Source organism: Luteimonas rhizosphaericola (assembly GCF_029888045.1).
Classification (GTDB): Bacteria; Pseudomonadota; Gammaproteobacteria; order Xanthomonadales; family Xanthomonadaceae; genus Luteimonas; species Luteimonas rhizosphaericola.
The window spans coordinates 1-19,906 of sequence record NZ_JARXRN010000021.1 but is presented as its reverse complement, the minus strand read 5'-3'; the positions used below and the strand labels follow the sequence as shown (position 1 = coordinate 19,906).

At 70.8% G+C, this 19,906-nt stretch carries 14 protein-coding genes and 1 riboswitch; of the genes, 5 read left to right on the top strand and 9 right to left on the bottom strand.

Annotation, left to right across the window (positions count from 1 at the left end):
- Positions 1-84 precede the first annotated feature (84 nt).
- The gene (locus tag QFW80_RS06410; RefSeq protein ID WP_280600675.1) at positions 85-3,051 is read left to right on the top strand and encodes a bifunctional diguanylate cyclase/phosphodiesterase; all 2,967 of its coding nucleotides are present in this window, start codon (positions 85-87) and stop codon (positions 3,049-3,051) included.
- Positions 3,052-3,081: 30 nt separating this feature from the next.
- Here the strand turns inward: QFW80_RS06410 and QFW80_RS06405 are convergent, their stop codons facing one another.
- On the bottom strand, positions 3,082-5,139 hold the full coding sequence (locus QFW80_RS06405; RefSeq protein WP_425603524.1) for a putative bifunctional diguanylate cyclase/phosphodiesterase: 2,058 nt from the start codon (positions 5,137-5,139) through the stop codon (positions 3,082-3,084).
- A gap of 315 nt (positions 5,140-5,454) precedes the next feature.
- Positions 5,455-8,373: an aminomethyl-transferring glycine dehydrogenase gene (gene gcvP / locus QFW80_RS06400; RefSeq protein WP_280600670.1), complete on the bottom strand. Its 2,919-nt coding sequence runs from the start codon at positions 8,371-8,373 to the stop codon at positions 5,455-5,457.
- A gap of 92 nt (positions 8,374-8,465) precedes the next feature.
- Positions 8,466-8,579: riboswitch (glycine riboswitch) on the bottom strand.
- 194 nt (positions 8,580-8,773) lie between these two features.
- On the opposite strand from gcvP, the gene QFW80_RS06395 reads away from it, so the two are divergent.
- On the top strand, positions 8,774-9,535 hold the full coding sequence (locus QFW80_RS06395; RefSeq protein WP_280600668.1) for a hypothetical protein: 762 nt from the start codon (positions 8,774-8,776) through the stop codon (positions 9,533-9,535).
- Positions 9,532-10,779, top strand: coding sequence for a multidrug effflux MFS transporter (locus QFW80_RS06390; protein ID WP_280600667.1), 1,248 nt, complete (start codon positions 9,532-9,534; stop codon positions 10,777-10,779). Before QFW80_RS06395 ends, QFW80_RS06390 begins: the two co-directional genes overlap by 4 nt.
- A gap of 78 nt (positions 10,780-10,857) precedes the next feature.
- Here the strand turns inward: QFW80_RS06390 and QFW80_RS06385 are convergent, their stop codons facing one another.
- The 7 genes from QFW80_RS06385 to QFW80_RS06355 all read right to left on the bottom strand — a co-directional run bounded on the left by QFW80_RS06385 (position 10,858) and on the right by QFW80_RS06355 (position 17,654).
- A complete protein-coding gene (locus tag QFW80_RS06385; protein WP_280600666.1) occupies positions 10,858-12,291 on the bottom strand; it encodes a trypsin-like serine peptidase in 1,434 nt (477 codons plus the stop codon).
- Positions 12,292-12,385: 94 nt separating this feature from the next.
- Positions 12,386-14,443 (bottom strand): M2 family metallopeptidase, encoded by a 2,058-nt coding sequence (locus QFW80_RS06380; protein WP_280600664.1) that lies wholly within the window; start codon positions 14,441-14,443, stop codon positions 12,386-12,388.
- A gap of 85 nt (positions 14,444-14,528) precedes the next feature.
- Entirely contained in the window at positions 14,529-15,062 is a 534-nt protein-coding gene (locus QFW80_RS06375) for a hypothetical protein (RefSeq protein WP_280600663.1), read from the bottom strand.
- A gap of 133 nt (positions 15,063-15,195) precedes the next feature.
- The gene (minE, locus tag QFW80_RS06370) at positions 15,196-15,459 is read right to left on the bottom strand and encodes a cell division topological specificity factor MinE (RefSeq protein ID WP_280579382.1); all 264 of its coding nucleotides are present in this window, start codon (positions 15,457-15,459) and stop codon (positions 15,196-15,198) included.
- A gap of 2 nt (positions 15,460-15,461) precedes the next feature.
- Entirely contained in the window at positions 15,462-16,271 is an 810-nt protein-coding gene (gene minD, locus QFW80_RS06365; protein WP_280600661.1) for a septum site-determining protein MinD, read from the bottom strand.
- A gap of 25 nt (positions 16,272-16,296) precedes the next feature.
- Complete coding sequence (minC, locus tag QFW80_RS06360; protein ID WP_280600660.1) at positions 16,297-17,073, bottom strand: septum site-determining protein MinC; 777 nt, start codon at positions 17,071-17,073, stop codon at positions 16,297-16,299.
- Positions 17,070-17,654, bottom strand: coding sequence for a GNAT family N-acetyltransferase (locus QFW80_RS06355; protein WP_280600658.1), 585 nt, complete (start codon positions 17,652-17,654; stop codon positions 17,070-17,072). The genes minC and QFW80_RS06355 overlap by 4 nt, the downstream gene beginning before the upstream one ends.
- A 317-nt stretch (positions 17,655-17,971) precedes the next feature.
- On the opposite strand from QFW80_RS06355, the gene QFW80_RS06350 reads away from it, so the two are divergent.
- Together QFW80_RS06350 and QFW80_RS06345 are read left to right on the top strand one after the other, a co-directional pair.
- Positions 17,972-19,228, top strand: a complete 1,257-nt coding sequence (locus QFW80_RS06350) for a sensor histidine kinase (protein WP_280600655.1) — start codon at positions 17,972-17,974, stop codon at positions 19,226-19,228.
- Complete coding sequence (locus QFW80_RS06345; protein ID WP_280579388.1) at positions 19,225-19,866, top strand: response regulator; 642 nt, start codon at positions 19,225-19,227, stop codon at positions 19,864-19,866. The genes QFW80_RS06350 and QFW80_RS06345 overlap by 4 nt, the downstream gene beginning before the upstream one ends.
- The last annotated feature ends 40 nt before the right edge of the window (positions 19,867-19,906 follow it).

The window sequence follows — 19,906 nt, the reverse complement described above, 5'->3', positions numbered from 1 at the left end:
CGCCCTGCGGCACGCTGCGACGCGGCTTGCGTGTCGGCGGCCCGCTTGGCATGGTGGGGCCGTAGTCTCATGGACTGGACCGCGATGGCAGGACAACTGCAGGCGCGGAGGCCCGGTTCGGCATCCACGGTGCGACGCGTGGGCATCGGGCTGGGGCTGCTGCTGATGGGGGGGCTGGCGGTGCTGCTGTGGCACGACCGCCAGGCACGGATCGATGCCGCCCACCGCCAGAGTCTGGCGGTGGCGACGGGCGTCGACCGCCTGCTGCATTACGGGCTGCGAAATCTCGAGCGCGCCCTGTCCGGCATCGCCGCTGACGCCGCGGCCTGGGCTGCCCTGTCGCCCGACCAGCGCGACCTGCTGCTCGACGAGTCGATCAGCGGCGTGGTCGCGCGCCAGCAGGAACTGCATTCGATCGTGCTGGTGGACGCGCAGGGCGATGCGCTGTCCGAGGGCCAGGGCGATCCGGAGTTCCCGCAATGGCACGCGCGCAGCGCGTCGCGCGGGGGGCTTGCGATCGGTCCGCTGCAGGCCGGCGATACCGGCGGATGGTGGCTGCGGCTGGCGTTGCCCTACGACGAGTCACGCTGGCTGCTGGCGCGGCTGCACACCGGCGAGCTGGCGGGCATGATGCGCGACCTGGATGTGGGCCGCGTGGGCAACGTGGTGATCCTGGACCGCGACGGCACCCTGCTGGCGCGCGTGCCGGACGGCGACGGCGAGGGCTTCACCGGCCGGCACCTCGACCTGCCGGAGGCGATCCGCGGCGGCGCCGAGGCGGTCACGCGGCGCAGCACGAGCCCGCTGGACGGGATCGACCGCGCCCGCGGCTTCAGCGCCGCCAGCGGCTATCCGCTGGTGGTGTCGGTCGGGGTGGGCATCCACGAAGCGTTGGCCACATGGTACCGCCTGGCGGCGGTGTCGCTGGGCGTGTCGCTGCTCTACTGGTCCGGCCTGGCCTTCCTGGTGCGCCGGCTCACCGTCGCCGAACGCTCGCATGCGCTGCTGGTGGACGAACTCAGCGCCCAGGCCGACTGGCTCGACCAGGCGCAGCGTGCTGCCAACACCGGGGTATGGCGGATGGAAGCCGACGGCGAACACGCCCAGGTGTCCGCCCACACCGCCGCGATGTTCGGCTTCGAGGCGGTGGAGGCGGCCTGGCCGGTGGCGCGATTCTTCAGCCGCATGCACCCGGAGGATCGCGAGCGGGTACAGCTGGAGTTCGCCCGCGCGCAGGCCAGCAGGCAGCCCTTCGTCGCCGAGTACCGCGTCCTGCTGGACGATGGGCGGCTGCGCTGGATCAGCGCCCGCGGTGGCGTCGTCGGGGACGCCCGGGGCGGCGGCGGGCAGTTCGCCGGCACCGTGGTCGACGTCACCGACCGGCACGAAGCGCATGCGCGAATCGAACGCGCCGAGGCGCAGTTCCGGGCGCTGTTCGAGCGCAATCCGCTTCCGTTCTGGGTGTTCGACGCACAGTCGCTGCGTTTTCTCGCCGTCAACCGTGCGGCGGTGTCGGCCTACGGTTACAGCGTGGACGAGTTCCTGACGATGACGATCCTCGACATCCGGCCGCCGGACGACGAGCGCCTGGTGCGCGAATCGATGCTGCAACGTTCGCACGGCGCGGACGTGGACGGCGTGTGGACCCATCGCCGCCGCGATGGCAGCCTGCTGGAGGCACGCGTATTCAGCAGCGGCATCGAGTTCTCCGGACGGCCCGCGCGGCTGGTCCTGGCGGAGGACGTCAGCGACCGGGTCGCCTACGAGCGCGACCTCGCCTGGCGCGCCAGCCACGACCCGACCACCGGTCTGCCGACGCTCGCCTCGCTCACCGCCCAGCTCGATGCGCTGGTGAAGCAGGGGCACGCCGAGCGCTACGTGGTGGCCTATGTGCGCCTGCGCGAACTCGAACGGCTGGCGCCCACGCTTGGCCAGCGCATCGGCGACGCCCTGCTGCGCGAGGTGGCCGGGCGGATCGAGCTGATCGGCGAACGGTTCGGGCTGGCCTGCCACTGGCCGGGGCAGTCGTTCGTGGTGGTGGCGCTGGACCCCTCGCGGCGCGCGGAACTGCTGTCGGAACTGGAACAGGCGATCGATGCGCCGGTCGAACTCGAAGGCGGCGCGCACCCGGTCGAGGCTTCGATCGGCATCGCCGAGGGCCCCGGGCCCGACGAGACTGCCGAGCAGGTGGCAGGCCACGCGGCGCTGGCGGCGCTGCAGGCCTGGCAGGAGCAGGTGCCGGTCATGGCGTACGACCGGATCATGGCGGTGCAGGCGGGCGAGCGTCTGATGCTGGCGCGGCGGATCCGCGAGGCGCTCGACCGGCAGGAGTTCGAACTGCATTTCCAGCCGATCCAGCGCATCTCCGACGGGCGCACCGTGGCGCTGGAGGCGCTGCTGCGCTGGCGCCAGCGCGACGGCGGTTTCGTGCCGCCCGACGTGTTCATTCCGCTGGCCGAGGCGTCGGGCCTGATCGTGCCGATCGGCCACTGGATCCTGGAACAGGCGGCGCAGGCGCACGTGCGCGTCGCCGCCCAGGGCCATCGCGACGTGGCGATCGCGGTCAATGTCTCGGCGGTGCAGCTGCTGGCCGACAACGTGCCCGAGGTGATCCGCGAGGTGCAGCGCCGCCACGACCTGCCGCGCGGCGCGCTGCACGTGGAGTTGACCGAGAGCGTGCTGCTGCGCCGCCCGCAGGCCGCGCGCATGCGCATGCTGGAACTGCGGGGCGCGGGCGTGGGCATCGCGATCGACGACTTCGGCACCGGCTTCTCGAGCATGGCCTACCTGCGCAACCTGCCATTGGACACGATCAAGATCGACCGCGGCTTCGTGCATCGCGTGCATGCCGACGAGCGCAATGCCTCGATCTGCCGGGCGCTGATCGCGCTCGCGCACGGCCTTGGCCTGGGCACGGTGGCCGAGGGCGTGGAGTCGGCCGAGGAACTCGAGTGGCTCCGCCGCAACGGCTGCGACCAGGCCCAGGGCTACTACCTCGGCCGTCCCGCGCCGCTGGACCGGGTGATCGAATCGATGGTGATGGCCGCCTAGTCCGATGCCGCCGGACCCACCCGCGGCGCCTCAGGCCAGGCGCGCCGCGAACTCCGTGGCGGGGCAGGGCCGGCCGAGATGGAAGCCCTGCAGGCTGGTGCAGCCGAGTTCGGTCAGCAGGTCCTGCTGCGCGGCGGTCTCGACCCCTTCGGCGATCACCGCCAGGTTGAGCGTGCGGCCCAGGGCGATGATCGCCGACACGATCGCCGCATCCTCGCCGCCCGCCACCAGGTCGCGCACGAAGCCGCGGTCGATCTTCAGCTCGCTGGCCGGCAGCCGCTTGAGGTAGAGCAGGCTGGAGTAGCCGGTGCCGAAGTCGTCGATCGAGATGCCCACGCCCAGTTCCGAGAGGCGCTGCAGGATGGCCAGGCTCGCGTCGGGGTCGTGCATGGCGGTCGACTCGGTGATCTCGAGGACCAGCGACGAGGCCGGCACGCCGTTGGCCTCGAGCGCATCGCGGATCTTGCCGAACAGGCCGGGCGACCGGAACTGGGTGGCCGACAGGTTCACCGAGACCGACGGCACCTCCATGCCCTGTGCGCGCCACTGCGCCAGCTGGCGGCAGGCTTCGTTGATCACCCAGCGGCCGATCTCCAGGATCAGCCCGGTCTTCTCCGCCAGCGGGATGAAGCGGTCCGGCATCACCATGCCCTGTTCGGGATGGTGCCAGCGCAGCAGCGCCTCGACCCCCATCAGCGGGCCAGCGGGCGCGCGCAACTTGGGCTGGTAGTGCAGCGAGAATTCCTGGTTCGCGAGCGCGCGGCGCAGGTCCTGGGTGAGCGCAAGTTCCTCGTGCGCGCCGCGGTTCATCGAGGGCTCGAACAGGCAGTAGGCGTTGCGGCCCTGGTCCTTGGCCGAGTACATCGCCGCGTCGGCATTCGCGAGCAGTTCGCGGGCGGTGGTGCCGTCGGTGCCGAACAGCGCCACGCCGATGCTGGCGGTGATGTCGATCTCGCCGGGTCCGACCTCGACCGGACGCGCGACCTGCTGCAGCAGCTTCTCGGCCAGCGCGGCGGCATCGGAAGCGCTCTCGATGTCGGCCAGCACCACGAACTCGTCGCCACCCAGCCGCGCGAGCGTGTCGCCGGCGCGCAGGTGGTCGGCCAGCCGCGTCGCCACCTGCAGCAGCAGTTTGTCGCCGATCGGATGGCCGTAGGCGTCGTTGACCGCCTTGAAGCCGTCGAGGTCCACGAACAGCAGGGCGAAGCGACCGCCGCCGCGGCCGGCGCGCCGGACCGCGTGCTCCAGCCGGTCCTCCAGCAGCAGCCGGTTCGGCAGTTTGGTGAGGTTGTCGTGCAGGGCGAGGTAGGTCAGCTCCTGGTTGGCCTTCTGCAGCGAGCTGGTCAGCAGCGACGTGCGCTCCTGCAGGCGGCGATCGAGGATCGCGACCAGCAGGGCCATCGCCAGGATCGCGAAGGTGGTGGTGCCGACCAGGCTGGCCAGCCAGTGCTGCGGGATGCCGTCGGCCAGCGCCGCGCCACAGATGCTGTCGAGCGGAAAGCGCGCCGCGGCCATGCCGGTGTAGTGCATGCCGACGATCGCGAAGCCCATCACCAGCGCGGCGCCCACGCGCCGGCGGAACACGCCCTTGCCGTCGCTGCGCAACCGGAATGCGATCCACAGCGCCGCGCCCGCGGACGCCATGGCGATCAGGATCGAGGCGGCGAACCAGCCGGGGTGGTAGTCGATGCCGGGCAGCATCCGCATCGCGGCCATGCCGACGTAATGCATCGCCGCGATCCCCGCGCCGAGCACGATCGCCGCGACGATCAGCCGGCGTGGCGGCAGGCTGGGGCCGGAGACCACCCACAGCGCGTAGCCGGCGCTGGCGATCGCGATCAGCAGCGAGTACAGGGTGATCGCCAGGTCGTAGCCCAGCGGGATCGGCAGCCGGAAGGCCAGCATGCCGATGAAGTGCATCGACCAGATGCCGACGCCCATCGCGATCGCGCCGCCCAGCAGCCAGCCGCGCGCGGCCCAGCCGCGGCTGGCGTCGATGCGGCCGGCCATGTCGAGTGCGACGTAGGCGGCCAGTGCCGCGACGATGTACGACGTCGCGACCAGGGCGGGCTGGTAGGAACCGATCAGCATGGCGGGGCCGGACAAGGGGGTGCCCGGATCAAGCAATTGCCGTGCCAGCGGGCCCTTCGCGCAAGCCGCGTTTCTCGGTGAGTCGCGCACGCACGCTACGCCTGCGCGCAGCCCTGCACGGCTGCAACTGACGCATCGCGGCAACGATGCGGCAGGCCGTGTCGCAGGGCTGGCTTGCGCGGGCGCGACGGACAGGCGAAGCCCGCTGCGTGCACGCCGCCCACGCGATTCGCGCGCTGCGGGCGCGACGGATTTTCGTCGTCCGTCCGGGCAGGCGCGCGCCGGCGAACCGGCACGCGCCCGGGCATGGTGTCAGCCCGCGACGGCGTCCTCGCGGAACGCATCCACCGGGATGCAGGCGCAGAACACGTTCTTGTCGCCGTGCACGTTGTCCACGCGCGCCACCGGCGGCCAGTACTTGTGCCGGCGCAGCACCGGCAGCGGGAACACCGCCAGCTCGCGCGGATACGCGTGGGTCCATTCGCTGGCGGCCGCCATCGTCGCGGTGTGCGGGGCGTGCTTGAGCGGGTTGTCATCGCGATCCAGGCGGCCGTCCTCGATCGCCCGGATCTCGTCGCGGATCTGGATCATCGCGTCGATGAAGCGGTCGAGTTCGTGCAGCGATTCGCTCTCGGTCGGTTCCACCATCAGCGTGCCGGCGACCGGGAAGCTCAGCGTGGGCGCGTGGAAGCCGAAGTCGATCAGGCGCTTGGCGACGTCCTCGGCGGTGACGCCTGCGGACTTCTCCAGCGGCCGCAGGTCGAGGATGCACTCGTGCGCCACCAGGCCGTTGCGGCCGCTGTACAGCGTGCGGTAGTGCGGCGCGAGGCGCCGTGCGATGTAGTTCGCGTTGAGCAGCGCGACCTGGGTGGCCTTGCGCAGTCCGGCCTGACCCATCATCGCGATGTACATCCAGCTGATCGGCAGGATGCTGGCGCTGCCGTGGGTGGCGGCGCTGACCATGCCGCCGTGGCGCTGCGCGTCGTCGGCAGTGCGCGGGGCGGCGCCGATCGCGGGCGGGGCGTAGCCGCGCGGCAGGAACGGCGCCAGGTGCGCCTTCACCGCGCACGGCCCCACGCCCGGGCCGCCGCCGCCGTGCGGAATGCAGAAGGTCTTGTGCAGGTTCAGGTGGGAGACGTCCGATCCCCACTCGCCCGGCTTGGCCAGGCCCACCAGCGCGTTGAGGTTGGCGCCGTCCGTGTACACCTGGCCGCCGTGTTCATGGACGATGCGGCAGATCTCCACCACGTCCTCCTCGAACACGCCGTGGGTGGAGGGGTAGGTCATCATGATCGCGGCGAGGTTGGCCGAATGCTTCTCGGCCTGGGCGCGGATGTCGTCGATGTCGACGTTGCCGGCCGCGTCGCAGCGCGTCACCACCACCTTCATCCCGACCATCTGCGCCGAGGCGGGATTGGTGCCGTGCGCGGACTCGGGGATCAGGCAGATGTCGCGATGGCCCTCGCCGCGCGAGGCGTGCCAGGCGCGGATCGCCAGCAGCCCGGCGTACTCGCCCTGGGCGCCCGAGTTCGGCTGGAAGCTGACCGCGTCGTAGCCGGTGATCTCCACCAGCATCGCCTCCAGCGAGTCCACCAGCTCCTGGTAGCCGCGGGTCTGCGACGGCGGCGCCAGCGGATGGATGTCGGCGAACTCGGGCCACGTCACCGGGATCATCTCCGCGGTCGCGTTGAGCTTCATGGTGCACGAGCCCAGGGGGATCATCGTGCGGTCCATCGCCAGGTCCTTGTCGGCGAGGCTGCGCATGTAGCGCAGCAGTTCGTGCTCGCTGTGGTGGGTGTTGAACACCGGGTGCTGCAGGAACGCCGACTCGCGCCGCAGCGCCGCGGGCAGGGCGTCGCCGGCGTCCGCATCGAGCGCGTCGACCGCGCTGCCGTCCAGGTCGGCGCCGAAGATCTTCGCCAGCGCCGCAAGGTCGGCGCGGGTGACCGTCTCGTCGAGGCTGATACCGACGCTGTGCGCATCGATCTTGCGCAGGTTGATGCGCTGGTGGCTGGCGTACAGGTGCACCTGCTCGGCATCGACGCCGCTCACGTGCAGGGTGTCGAAGAACGCCTCGCCCACCTGCACCCCGGCGCCGCGCAGCGCCGCGGCCAGGATCGCCGCTTGGCGATGCACGCGGCGGGCGATGCGGGTCAGGCCATCGGGGCCGTGGTAGACCGCGTACATCGACGCCATCACCGCCAGCAGCACCTGCGCGGTGCAGATGTTGCTGGTCGCCTTCTCGCGGCGGATGTGCTGTTCGCGCGTCTGCAGGGTCAGGCGGTAGGCCGGCTTGCCCTCGGCATCGACCGACACGCCGATCAGGCGGCCGGGCATCGAGCGCTTGAACGCGTCGCGGCAGGCCATGAACGCCGCGTGCGGGCCACCGAAGCCGAACGGCACGCCGAAACGCTGCGAGTTGCCGACCACGATGTCCGCGCCCCATTCGCCGGGCGCCCTGAGCAGGGTGAGCGCGAGAAGGTCGGTGGCCACCGCCAGCAGGCCGTTGCGCGCGTGCACGGCCTCGGCGATGGCGGTGTGGTCGGCGACGCGGCCGAAGGTGTCGGGATACTGCAGCAGCACGCCGAAGCTGTCGACGGTCGCGGCGTCGGCGGCGGGGCCGACCACCAGCTCGATACCGAGGCCGTCGGCGCGCGTGCGCACCACTTCCAGCGTCTGCGGATGCACGTGGTCGGCGACGAAGAACACGTTCGACTTCGACTTCGCCGAGCGCCGCGCGAGCGTCATCGCCTCGGCCGCGGCGGTGGCCTCGTCCAGCAGCGAGGCGTTGGCGATGTCCATGCCGGTGAGGTCGGCGCACATCTGCTGGAAGTTCACCAGCGCTTCCATCCGCCCCTGCGAGATCTCCGCCTGGTAGGGCGTGTAGGCGGTGTACCAGGCCGGGTTCTCGAGGATGTTGCGCAGGATGACGTTGGGCGTGTGGGTGCCGTAATACCCCTGGCCGATGAAGCTGCGGAACACGTCGTTCTTCGCCGCGATCGCGCGGATCCGCGCCAGCGCCTCGATCTCGGTGAGCGAGCCTTCCAGCGCCAGGCCGCCGGTGGGCTTGATGCTGCCGGGCACGATCGCATCGGTCATCGATTCCAGCGAGTCGTGGCCGACCACGCCGAGCATGTGCGCGATCTCGGCGTCGTTGGGGCCGATGTGGCGTTCGACGAACGCGTCGTGGTGCTCGAGTTCGCGAAGGGAGGGCGCGGCAGGCTTGGACATGGCGGGATCCGGAAGAGGGCGGGTGCCGCGCCGGTGCCTCCGCAGGCGGTTCCGCAGGGACGGAACAACGCACGGACTCGCCGGCTTCGGCGATGCGCCCCTCTGTCCTTTTGCCTGAGAGTTTGGAGGGGCGGACGGATCCGCTGCCTCGTGCCCCTTCGGCGCCGTGTCCGGCCGGGCCGGGCGGTCTCTCCAGAGTGTCTGCCGCGTCCGGTGGTATCGGGCCTGAGCGATTACGGGCGTTTTGCGCCTTCGGCAGCGCGGGCCGGGGCCCGCGCTTCTCCCACCGGATTGCCGGCCGATTATAGCCCGCGGCCGGGCGCGCCCGCGTGGTCACGGAACGGCGGCCGGGCGCGTCGTCGACTTGCTACCCTGAACGCCCGACGCCGCGAGCCCACGCGTGAAGCCCGAACCCGCGCCTGCCCCGATTCCCGTGCCGCCACTGAGCGGCCCGGTTCCAGGTGCCGACGCCGATCCGGACGCCGACCGCTCGATCGTGCGCCGCCTGTGGGACGTGTTCCGACGCGAGCCGATGCTGCTGGTGACCTGCAGCTACCTGTTCGTCTCGATCGTCGGGCTGTGGGACCTGTACTGGTTCTACCGCGGCTTCGACATTCCGATCCTCGAATTCCTGCAGAGCAGCGACTACTTCGTCGCCGGCCTGCGCCGGCCGGCCTACGCCGGGTTGCTGGCGTGGACGCTGCTGGTGGCGGCGCTCTCGATCTGGCCGCAGCGCTGGCGCATGCGCCATCCCGAGCGCGCCGCGCGCTTGGATCGCCGCTGGTGGTTCCGCGCCTTCTTCCCGCGGCGGGGCGACTGGTGGGCGTACTTCGGCCTTCATCCTGAAACGACGGCGACGCTGACCGCGCTGGTGGTGATGGCGATGATGCTCTTCCACCAGAGCGATTCGCGTGCCGATGCGATCCGTGCCGGTGGCGGCAATGCGGTCCAGGTGGAGGACGGGCGGGGCCGCATCGCCGGCGACTGGCGCATGCTCGGAACCAGCAGCGCCTACGTCTTCCTCTGGGATCCGGCGGAGCAGCGTGCACTGGTGCTGCCGGTCGAATCGATCGCCGGCATCCGGCCACTCGCCTCCGGCATCGTGGCGGCCGCACCCGGAGCCGCGCCACCGGCGTCGCCGTCAGGCGAAGGACCGCGATGACGTCGCCCGCCGTACCGCTGCGCCGCCTGGCCCTGCTGCTCGCCGGCCTGGCGATGTTCGGGCCGTTCTCGATCGACACCATCTTCCCGGCCTTCCCGGCGATGGGCGCGGACCTGGGGGCGGACAAGCTGGCGATGCAGCAGACGATCAGCGTCTACCTGATCGCCTATGCGCTCATGAGCCTGGTGCACGGGCCGCTGTCGGACATCCTCGGGCGTAGGCGGGTGATCCTGGCGGGTCTTGCGGTGTTCATCGTGGCCTCGGTCGGCTGCGCCATCGCCGAGGATCTGTCCACGCTGCTGGCGTTCCGCGCGCTGCAGGGGCTGTCGGCGGGCGTGGGGCTGATCGTGGGCCGCGCGGTGATTCGCGACGTGCTGCAGGGCGACGATGCGCAGCGGCTGATGAGCCAGGTGTCGATGATCTTCGGCGCCGCGCCGGCGATCGCGCCGATCATCGGCGGGTGGCTGCTCGGCTGGGGCCGCTGGCCGCTGATCTTCTGGTTCCTGGTCGCCTTCTCGGCGCTGCTGATGCTCGCCACCTGGCGCTGGCTGCCCGAGACCCTGCCGGCGGAGTCCCGCCTGCCGGTGGCGCCGCGCAAGCTGGCGCGCGACTACGCTTGGATCGCGCTCAATCCGCGCTTCCAGCGCCTGGCCGCGGCGGGCGCGTTCAACTTCGCCGCGCTGTTCCTCTACATCGCCTCGGCGCCGGCGTTCGTGCTCGACCTGCTGCGCCTGGACGAACGCCAGTTCGGCTGGTTCTTCATCCCCATGATCAGCGGGATGATGCTCGGCGCCTTCGTATCCGGGCGCGCGGCGGGCCGGATCAGCGGTACCCGGCTGGTCAACATCGGCTTCGCCTGCAGCGGGGTGGCGGTGGCCGGCAACATCGCCTACAGCGCGCTGGCGGCGCAGCCGGCGGTGCCATGGGCGGTGCTGCCGATGACGCTGAACGCCTTCGGCATCGCGCTGGTGTTCCCGATCCTGACCCTGGCGATCCTCGACATGTACCCGCGCCAGCGCGGCTCGGCCTCGTCGCTGCAGGCGTTCACGGGGCTGGTGCTCAACGCGCTGCTGGCGGGCGTGCTCTCGCCGCTGGTCAGCCACGACCCGCTGCACCTGGCGCTCACCGCGGCCGCGTTCGTGCTGGCCGGCTGGCTGTTCTGGCGCTGGGAACAGCGCCGAGGCCGCACGCCGCCCGCGTGCCCGCCGGCGCCGGCGGGGCTGGAGCCGACGGAGCAGCTCTAACGCGGCTGAGAAACGCGGGCCGCCGCCGATCCGGTGTGCAGCGCTGGCAAGCGACGCCAGCGCCGATGCGCCGCGACGCTACGGTGCCCTGAGCGGCTGCGATCCGTTGCGACGCCGCGGAACCGCGGGCGCGGGCATGAGGTACTGGCGGATGCTCGGAAAGTCGACGTCGAAGCGGGAATACCAGTCCACGTTACCGGCATTGCCGAGCGCGCCGCTGTTGTTGCACGAGGCGCTGCCGCCGTAGAGCCCCCCGCGCAGGTAGTAGCCGCCGCTGCCGACCGTGAACAATCCCGAGCCGCTGCTGCCGCCTTCGGTGGTGCCCTGCAGCCAGCCGGCCGCGTGCCGCACGCCCGTGCTGTCGCCGGGTAGGTGCTGGCCGAACGACACCTTCTTCAGATCGCCCGCTGGGTGGTGGATCGCGGTCACGGCGCTCGAAGCCGGCAGGACATTCGCATCCCAGCCCGCGAAGGTTGCGCCTGCAGGCGCGTTGTCGCGCAGGCGCAGCAGGGCACCGTCGGTGGATTCGCTGGAATACAGGTAGTCCGCGCCACCGGTCAACATGGTGTAGCTCGCGGGGGCATCGACACCACACGCCGTGGACTCGAAATTCCAGTAGGTGTTCAGGGTGATCGCGACCGACTGGGTCGGGATGCAGTGGTGCGCCGTATGGAACAGGGGCACCTGGGTCGCGGCGTCGGTATCGTTGAGCAGCGTACCTGTGCAGTAGTAGCTGCCGCCGTCGAGCACGAAGATCATTCGCGCCACGGCCGCCTTCGCGTTGACGAACGTCTGCCCGAGCTGGCCCACCCGGCACACGGTGTCGATGTTGCACGTGTCGGAGGCGCCGACGTTTTTGAGGATCTTGAAGTCGTCCAGCGCGTTGGTCATCAGGTGGCTCAGGCGCGGTGCCCGCAGCTGCACATCGGCAGGGGAGGCATCCGCCGGAAGCCAGAGCTCGATCAGCTGCGTCTCGCCATCCGTCGCGGGGGTCCAGTACAGGCCGTCGTCGCCGCGACGGGCGCGCGCCTGTGCACCGGTGAGCGTGGCCAGCACCACGTCGGGACGGGCCGAACCGGCGAAGCGCAACTCGGCGCGCGGGTCCAGTCGCGACACGTCCAGGCCGGCGCGGATGCCGTATGCGAGGGGCGACAGCAGTTCGATCCTGGCCACCGAGCTGCCGTCGGCGCGCGTCGTCCAGCGCAGCGGCGGCAGATCGGCGCTACGCGCTTCCCCCGCGGCCTCGCGTGCGATGCCGATCTGAAGCGGCTTGCCGGTGCGGACGGTATTGGCGTGGTGAAGCGCAAGGATGCGCCTGGGGCTCATTTCGCCGTAGTGCAGGCGCGTGGCGGGCACCGCAATGGTGTCCGCGGCGCGCCATGCGAGCTGTTGCTTCTGCGCGGGCGTGCGGCTTGGTTCCGCATGCATGCGCGGCGGCTGGCCCGCGAGGGCCGTGGTGAAGGCGGACAGCGCAAGCAGGCCGGACAGGCCCCGGCAGCGGACGGACGGCATCGAGTTTTCCCCCTGGAGTGACCCTGCCATCATAGGGCAGCCGCCCGCCTGGCGGGCGGCGCCGAGGCGAACATCCCGCGCTCGCAGCCGAACGTCAGCTCCGGGTGGCGGTCGCGTCCCGTTCGGGCCCGGGTGCCGCCGGGGGCGTCGGTGCGGCGGGTGCGGCAGGTGCGACTGACGCCTGCCAGCCGCAGGTCTTGCCCTCGTTCTGGGTCTTCAGCCACTCCTGCAGCGGTGCGAAGTATTCCAGCACCGCCGAGGCGTCCATCTGCTCGCCGCCGGTGAGCTCGGTCATGGTCTGCTGCCAGGGCTGGCTGTTGCCCTTGGACAGCATCGACCAGAACTTCTCGCCCGCGGCCTGGTTGCCGGCGAAGGTGCATTCGTACAGCGGGCCCTTGAAGCCGGCCGCCTCGCACAGCGACTTGTAGAACTGGAACTGCAGCACGTGCGAGAGGAAGTAGCGCGTGTACGGCGTGTTGCCCGGCACGTGGTACTTCGCGCCCGGGTCGAAGAATTCCTCGCCGCGCGCCGTCACCGGCGCCACGCCCTGGTACTTCGCCTTCAGTTCCCACCACGCGGCGTTGTAGTTCTCCGGCGTGATCGAGCCGTCGAACACGCCCCAGCGCCAGCGGTCGATCATCAGCCCGAACGGCAGGAACGACACCTTGGCCAGCGCCATCCGCATCTGCGAGTTGATCAGCGCCTCGCGGCTGGGCTGCTGCGCGCCGACCAGGCCGATCGACTGCAGGTAGCCCGGCGTCATCGCCAGCACGATGGTGTCGCCGATCGCCTCGTGGAAGCCGTCGTGCGCGCCGCCCTGGAACAGCGGCGGCTGGTCGTTGTAGGCCAGGTAGTAATAGACGTGCCCGAGCTCGTGGTAGATCGTGGTGAAGTCTTCCTCGTTGGGCTTGATGCACATCTTGGTACGCACGTCCGGCGACTTGCCGTCCTCGCCACCCATGTTCATGTCCCAAGCGCTGGCGTGGCAGACCACGTCGCGGTCGCGCGGCTTGATGAACTGGGTCTTCTGCCAGTAGCTCTCGGGCAGCTTCGGCATGCCGAGCGAGGTGTAGAACTCCTCGGCCTGGCGGGTCATGCGCCTGGCATCCTCCAGCTGTGCCTCGCGCACCACTTCCACCCGGCGGTCGGTGTCGATCAGCGCGTTCTCCTTCGCCAGGCGCGCGTTGAGGTCGGACTGGTAGCGACGCTCGAGCGCGGCAGTCACGTCCAGGTCGGCGCCGGCTTCCTGCTCGCTGTAGGGCGCGAGCACGTCCCAGAGGTTGCCCCAGTCCTGCTGCCACATGTTGCCGAGCAGGTGCGCGGGCAGCAGCCCGTTCACCGCGCCGCGGCCCGGGTACTGCGCCTCGAGCCGGGTGCGGGTGTAGCAGTGCAGCTGCTCGTACAGCGGCTTGACCTGGCCCCACAGGCGGTCGGTCTCGGCGGCGAGCTCGGCGGGTGACATGTCGTAGCCCGAGCGCCACATCTCGCCGGCGTCGGCATAGCCGAGTTCCTTCGCGCCTTCGTTCACCAGCGCAACGAAGCGCTGGTAATCCTCGCGCATGGGCTGGGAGATGGTGTGCCAGCCCTGCCACGCTTCCAGCTGGGCGTCGTAGTCGCGGTCGTTGCGCAGCACGTCCTCGAGTTCGCCCAGCTGGCGGCAGCTCTTCGAATCGCCCGCGGTCGTGCAGTAGCTGCCGCTTCCGTACATGCCTTCCATGCGGGTGGCGATGCGGGTCAGCTCGGCGAGCTTGGCCGGATCCTTCGGCGCCGGCATCGCGGTGCCGAGCTTGAGCAGGGTGATCGCGCGCGCGGTCTGCGGCGACATCTCCTGGCCCTCGAACTTCTTCGACTGCTCGATCCAGTCGTTGAGCGAGGTCAGGAACTTCTCGTTGGCCTTGGCCGCCAGCAGCTGGCTGTCGTCGGTGATGTAGGTGCTCGACAGCCACTGCGCCGCGGTCAGCTCGGGGTACATCGCCTTGAGTTCGGCGTTGACGCGGGCGATGAACTGGTCAGCGGTCTCGTCCTGCGGCGCGGCCTGCGAGGACGCGGGCGCGTCGCCGGTCTCGCCAGACGGGGAGGGTTCGCGCTGGCAGGCGGAGAGGGCAAGGCTGGCGCCGATGGCCAGGGCGAGCAGGCGGTTGCGGAGGATCACGGCGTTTCCCGGAGTTGCGCTCGGAGCGATGCGCGCAGGCTAGAGCGCGCCCCGGGCGTCCGCAAGTGGGGCTGGACGCGCGGCCTCAGGCCGGCCCGCGATGTCCGATGTCCGGTGCGACAGCCAGGCGGCGTTGCGCATCCACCAGCCCGCGCGCCTGCAGCCAGGCCCATGCAGCGTCGGCGTCGCGCTCGAAATAGGCGCGCGCGCTGCCCAGGCGGAAGGTATAGCCCCAGGCATCCATGTCGGCCAGCACGCGCGCGCGCCCCACGCCGTGCAGGGCATCGCCGAGGAGCGCCTGCAGCAGGCAGACCGCGTCTTCTTCCTCGACCGAGTCGGTCGCATCGGTATGCACCGACTGGCGCCGCGCCGGCGGCAGCACGATCAGGTGCGAGGCCTCGTGCAGCAGCGAATGCACCGGCGTGTCGGCGCGCACGAACACGTCGCTGCCGACGATGCCGGCCTCCGGCTCGCCCCAGTAGCTGCCGGGAATCGCCGCGCCGTCCGCGACCCGGCACAGCCGCAGCCCGTAGCGCGACAGCAGGTGGGCGCAGTCGTCGAACGCGATCTCGCGCAGCAGCAGGAGCGCGGGGGATGGAGCGGCGTCTTGCAGGGTCATGGTGGAACGGCGGCGGAGCGGTGAGCCGTGGACCGGCGCGGTCGGATGCGCGCCGCAGCCGCAGCCGCCGGGCGTGCCGTGCGGCCGCGCCGGCATCCGCCGTCGGCCACCGGGCTCGGCGCCACCGCGGGGCTCAGGCGGTCGCTGTCCGCCCGTCGGGCAGGGCAACCGAGATGTCGAGCACGTCGTGTTCGCCGTCCTTGACCAGGTCCACCTTGACCGCGTCGACATCGACGCTGACGTACTTGCGGATCACTTCCAGCAGTTCGCGCTGCAGCAGCGGCAGGTAGTCGGGCGCGCCGCGGCTGGTGCGTTCCTGCGCGACGATGATGCGCAGGCGGTCCTTGGCGATCGCGGCGGTGTTCTGCTTGGGCTTGAGGAAATCGAACAGTCCCATCATCAACCCCCGAAGAGCTTGCTGAAGAAGCCCTTCTTGTCCGCCTGGGTGAAGCGCATCGGCCGGTCTTCGCCGAGCAGGCGGGCGACGGCGTCGTCGTAGGCCTGGCCCGCGTTGGACTCGCCGGCCAGGATCACCGGCTCGCCCTTGTTGGAGGCGTCCAGCACGTCGGGCGATTCGGGGATCACGCCGAGCGTCTTGATGCCAAGCACCTCCTCGACGTCGGTGATCGAGAGCATCTCGCCCTTGCCGACGCGATCGGGGTTGTAGCGGGTGAGCAGCAGGTGCTCCTGCACCCGCTCGCCGGCCTCGGCCTTGCGGGTCTTGGACGACAGCAGGCCGAGGATGCGGTCGGAGTCGCGCACTGAGGACACCTCGGGGTTGACCACCACGATGGCGCGGTCGGCGAAGTACATCGCCAGGAACGCGCCCTTCTCGATGCCCGCGGGCGAGTCGCAGACGATGTACTCGAAGCCGTCGTCGGACAGGTCCTTCAGCACCTTCTCCACGCCTTCGGTGGTCAGCGCGTCCTTGTCGCGGGTCTGCGAGGCGGCCAGCACGTAGAGGTTCTCGAACCGCTTGTCCTTGATCAGCGCCTGGCGCAGCGAGGCTTCGCCCTGGACGACGTTGACGAAGTCATACACCACCCGGCGCTCGCAGCCCATGATCAGGTCGAGGTTGCGCAGGCCGACGTCGAAGTCGATGACGGCGACCTTCTTGCCGCGGCGCGCCAGTCCGTTGGCGATGCTCGCGCTGCTGGTCGTCTTGCCGACGCCGCCCTTGCCCGAGGTGACCACGATGATTTCTGCCAAAACACGTCTCCTGTGAGTGTCGCCGTCAATCGAGTGCGGCGATCTTGAGTTCTTCGTTTTCGAGCCAGACCTGCACCGGCTTGCCGTGCAGTTCGCTGGGGATATCTTCCAGCACTTTGTAATGGCCGGCCACGGCGACCAGTTCGGCGTGGAAGGCGCGGCAGAAGATGCGCGCCTTCTCGTTGCCCTGGGCGCCGGCCAGCGCCCGGCCGCGCAGCGGACCGTAGATGTGGATCGAGCCGTCGGCGATCACCTCGGCGCCCGCGCCCACCTGCGACAGCACGGTCAGGTCGCGGTTCTCGGCGTAGACCTGCTGGCCCGAGCGCACCGGCGGCGCCTGCACCAGGCCGGGCGCGGCGTCGCCGCGAGGCGGCGCGGCCTTGGCCGGGGCGGGGGCGTCGACCACCCTGGCGGGCGCGGGCGGCGGGACCGCGGCCGGCGTCTCGGGCTGCCCTGCGACGGGCTCGTACTGGGCCCGGAACTTGGCCAGCAGCGGCAGTCCGAGCGCCACCGCCAGGGCTTCGTTGTCGCTGCTGCCCCAGGCCAGCGCCACCGGCAGCACCCCGGCCTCGCGCAGGGCCTCGATCAGGGCGCGCGCGGTGGCGGTGTCGGGGGTGGCGGCCAGCCCGCCGAAATCGACGATCACCGCGGCCCGCGCGAACAGCTTCGGCGCGCGCGAGACCCGGTCGCGCATTTCCGCGGCCAGGCGCGCGACATCCAGCGTGCGCACGCGCAGGTTGGCGATGCCGACCTGGCCGATCTTCAGTTCCCCGGCCTGTTCGTAGTCCATCGCCGCGCTCATGCGTTCGCCACCGCGGAGGGCGCGCGGGGGCGCTGCAGCCAGGGCTCGTCGGGCAGGTCCTCGCCGTAGGTGTCGCGCACCCACGGGTAGCTGCACATGTCCTTGGACATCATCGAGGCGCGGATGCCGCTCTCCGGCATCACGTGCTGTCCGATCTCGTGGAAGCCGAAGCTGCCGTGGAACAGGCGCACCGGGTCGGCGTCGTGCTCGAGGAACACCTCGCAGGTCAGCAGCGGATAGCGCAGTTCGGCATAGCTCTGGGCATCGGCGTAGAACGCGCGACCGACGCCGCCGCCGCGGCGGCGGCTGGCGACCACGATCCGGTCGATGTAGAAGAACCGGTCGCAGTGGGCGCGGAACCAGTGGAAGTTGCTGCTGTCGTGGTCGGCGTCGGAGCCGAAGCCGACCAGGAACCCGGCCAGGGTGCCGTCGCGCTCGGCGATGCGGAAATACTCGGCGCTGTCGTAGAACTTGCGGAAGCGGGCCGCGTCCAGCGGCAGGATCGTCGGGCCAGCGGCGTTGTTGAGGGCGAGGATGGAATCCAGCTCGTGCTCACGCACGTCGCGGATGACGATCGACATTCCTGACTCCAGAAGACTTCGGGCGCGTGGGCGATCCGCGCGCCGGGGCATGGCCGCGCCCGGTCGCGTCGGCCGGGGAGGCAGAGCCGACCCGGCGCGCCGCATCGCCCGCCGGGCGACCGGATGCGTGGCATGCCTCAGGCGCCGGCACGCTCACCGGCCCCGCGGACCGGTCAACGGCGCGAACGCCGCATGGCGGCCGCCGCGGCGCCGGTGCGGATTATCGCACGCTGCCCGCCCACCCGCGAACGCGCGCACGCGGCCCGTATGACTTCCGAGGGACTCGCCGGCCGCCGGAAAGCGCCTACCATGCGCCCATGCTGTCGCGTCTCGACCATGCCCGCCTGCTGCGCTACGCCGGACTGTTCACCTGGGTGGTGATCGTGATGCCGCTGTGGCTGATCTCCAGGCCGGTGGACGAGGCCGATCCCGCGGCCGTCGGCGCCGGCTGGCCGGCCTGGGTGGCCTGGGCGGTGTTCGGGGCCAGCTTCGCCTGGCTCAGCCGCGCCCTGGATGCGCGCCGGGTGAACCTGCTCGACTACGTGCTGCTGGCGCTGATGATCGGCAGCGCGGTCGCGCTGAGTTACTACAGCAACAGCGGGCTGGGCGTGCTGCTGCTGATGGTGGCGGCCTGCGTGCTGCCGTGGCTGCTGCCGCTTCCGGCCAGCATCGGCGTGCTGGTGCTCAGCGAACTGGTGGTGATCCCGGTCTACACCCGCGCCCTGGGATTCATGTGGTTCGAGGCGGTGATGCAGTCGGTGCTGTACGCCGGTTTCACCTGTTTCGTGTTCGCCACCGGCTACGTGGCCCGGCAGCAGGTGCTGGCGCGCGACGAGCAACGCCGGCTGAACGCGGAGTTGCGCGCCACCCGCGCACTGCTGGCCGAGAGCGTGCGGGTCAACGAGCGCACCCGCATCTCGCGCGAACTGCACGACCTGCTGGGCCACCACCTCACCGCGCTGAGCCTCAACCTGGAAGTCGCCAACCATCTGGTGAGCGGCCAGGCGCAGGAGCACGTCACCCAGGCGCACACGCTGGCCAAGCTGCTGCTGAGCGACGTGCGCGAAGCGGTGAGCCGGCTGCGCGACGACGACGCGATCGACATGCGCGCGACCCTGCTGCCGCTGGCCGACAACGTGCCCGGCCTGCGCATCGACATGGACATGCCGCAGACCTTCCTGGTCGATGATCCCGAGCGCGCGCACGTGCTGCTGCGCTGCACCCAGGAAATCATCACCAATGCGGTCCGCCATGCCGAGGCCAGCCTCCTGCGCCTGCGCTACGGGTTCGACGGCGACGCGGTGGTGCTCGATGCCCGCGACGACGGCCGCGGTGCCGAGGTCGCCACCGCCGGCAACGGCCTGCTCGGCATGCGCGAGCGCCTGGCCGCGCACGGCGGCGTGCTGCAGGTGGAGACTTCGCCGGGCCACGGCTTCGCCGTTCGCCTGCGGCTGCCGATGGAGGGCACCGTGGTCGCGCTCGACGACGGCGCGCCGGCTGCATCCGCTCCGACCCCGCCACCCGTCGCGCCCGGGGCCGGCGCGATCCGACACCACCCGCTGGAGGTTCCATGATCCGTGTCTGCCTGGTCGACGACCAGACCCTGGTGAGGCAGGGCATCCGCTCGCTGCTCGCGCTCGATGGCGGGATCGAGGTCATCGCCGAGGCCGGCGACGGCAAGCAGGCGGTGGAACTGATCCCGCAGGTCAAGCCCGACGTGGTGCTGATGGACATGCGCATGCCGGCGATGTCCGGGCTGGAGGCGCTGCAGGCGCTCTCTCGCAGCGGCGAACTGCCGCCTACCATCATTCTGACCACGTTCGACGACGACCAGCTGGTGCTGGCCGGGATGAAGGCCGGCGCCAAGGGCTACCTGCTCAAAGACGTGTCGCTCGAACAGCTGGTCGGCGCCATCCGCACCGTCGCCGGCGGCGGCTCGCTGGTGCAGCCGGCGGTGACCCAGCGCCTGCTCTCGGGGCTGGAACACATGCGCAACGAGTTCGTCAGCCTCGATCGCCCGGATCCCCTCACCGACCGCGAGACCGAGATCCTGCGGCTGATGGCGGGCGGCTTCTCCAACAAGGAGATCGCCAACTCGCTCGGCGTGGCCGAGGGCACGATCAAGAACCACGTCTCCAATATCCTCAGCAAGCTCGGCGTGCGCGACCGCACACGTGCGGTGCTCAAGGCGTTCGAGCTGCAGCTCGTCTGATCGCCAGGATGTCCGGCCTGCCGCAGCGCGGCAGGCGTTC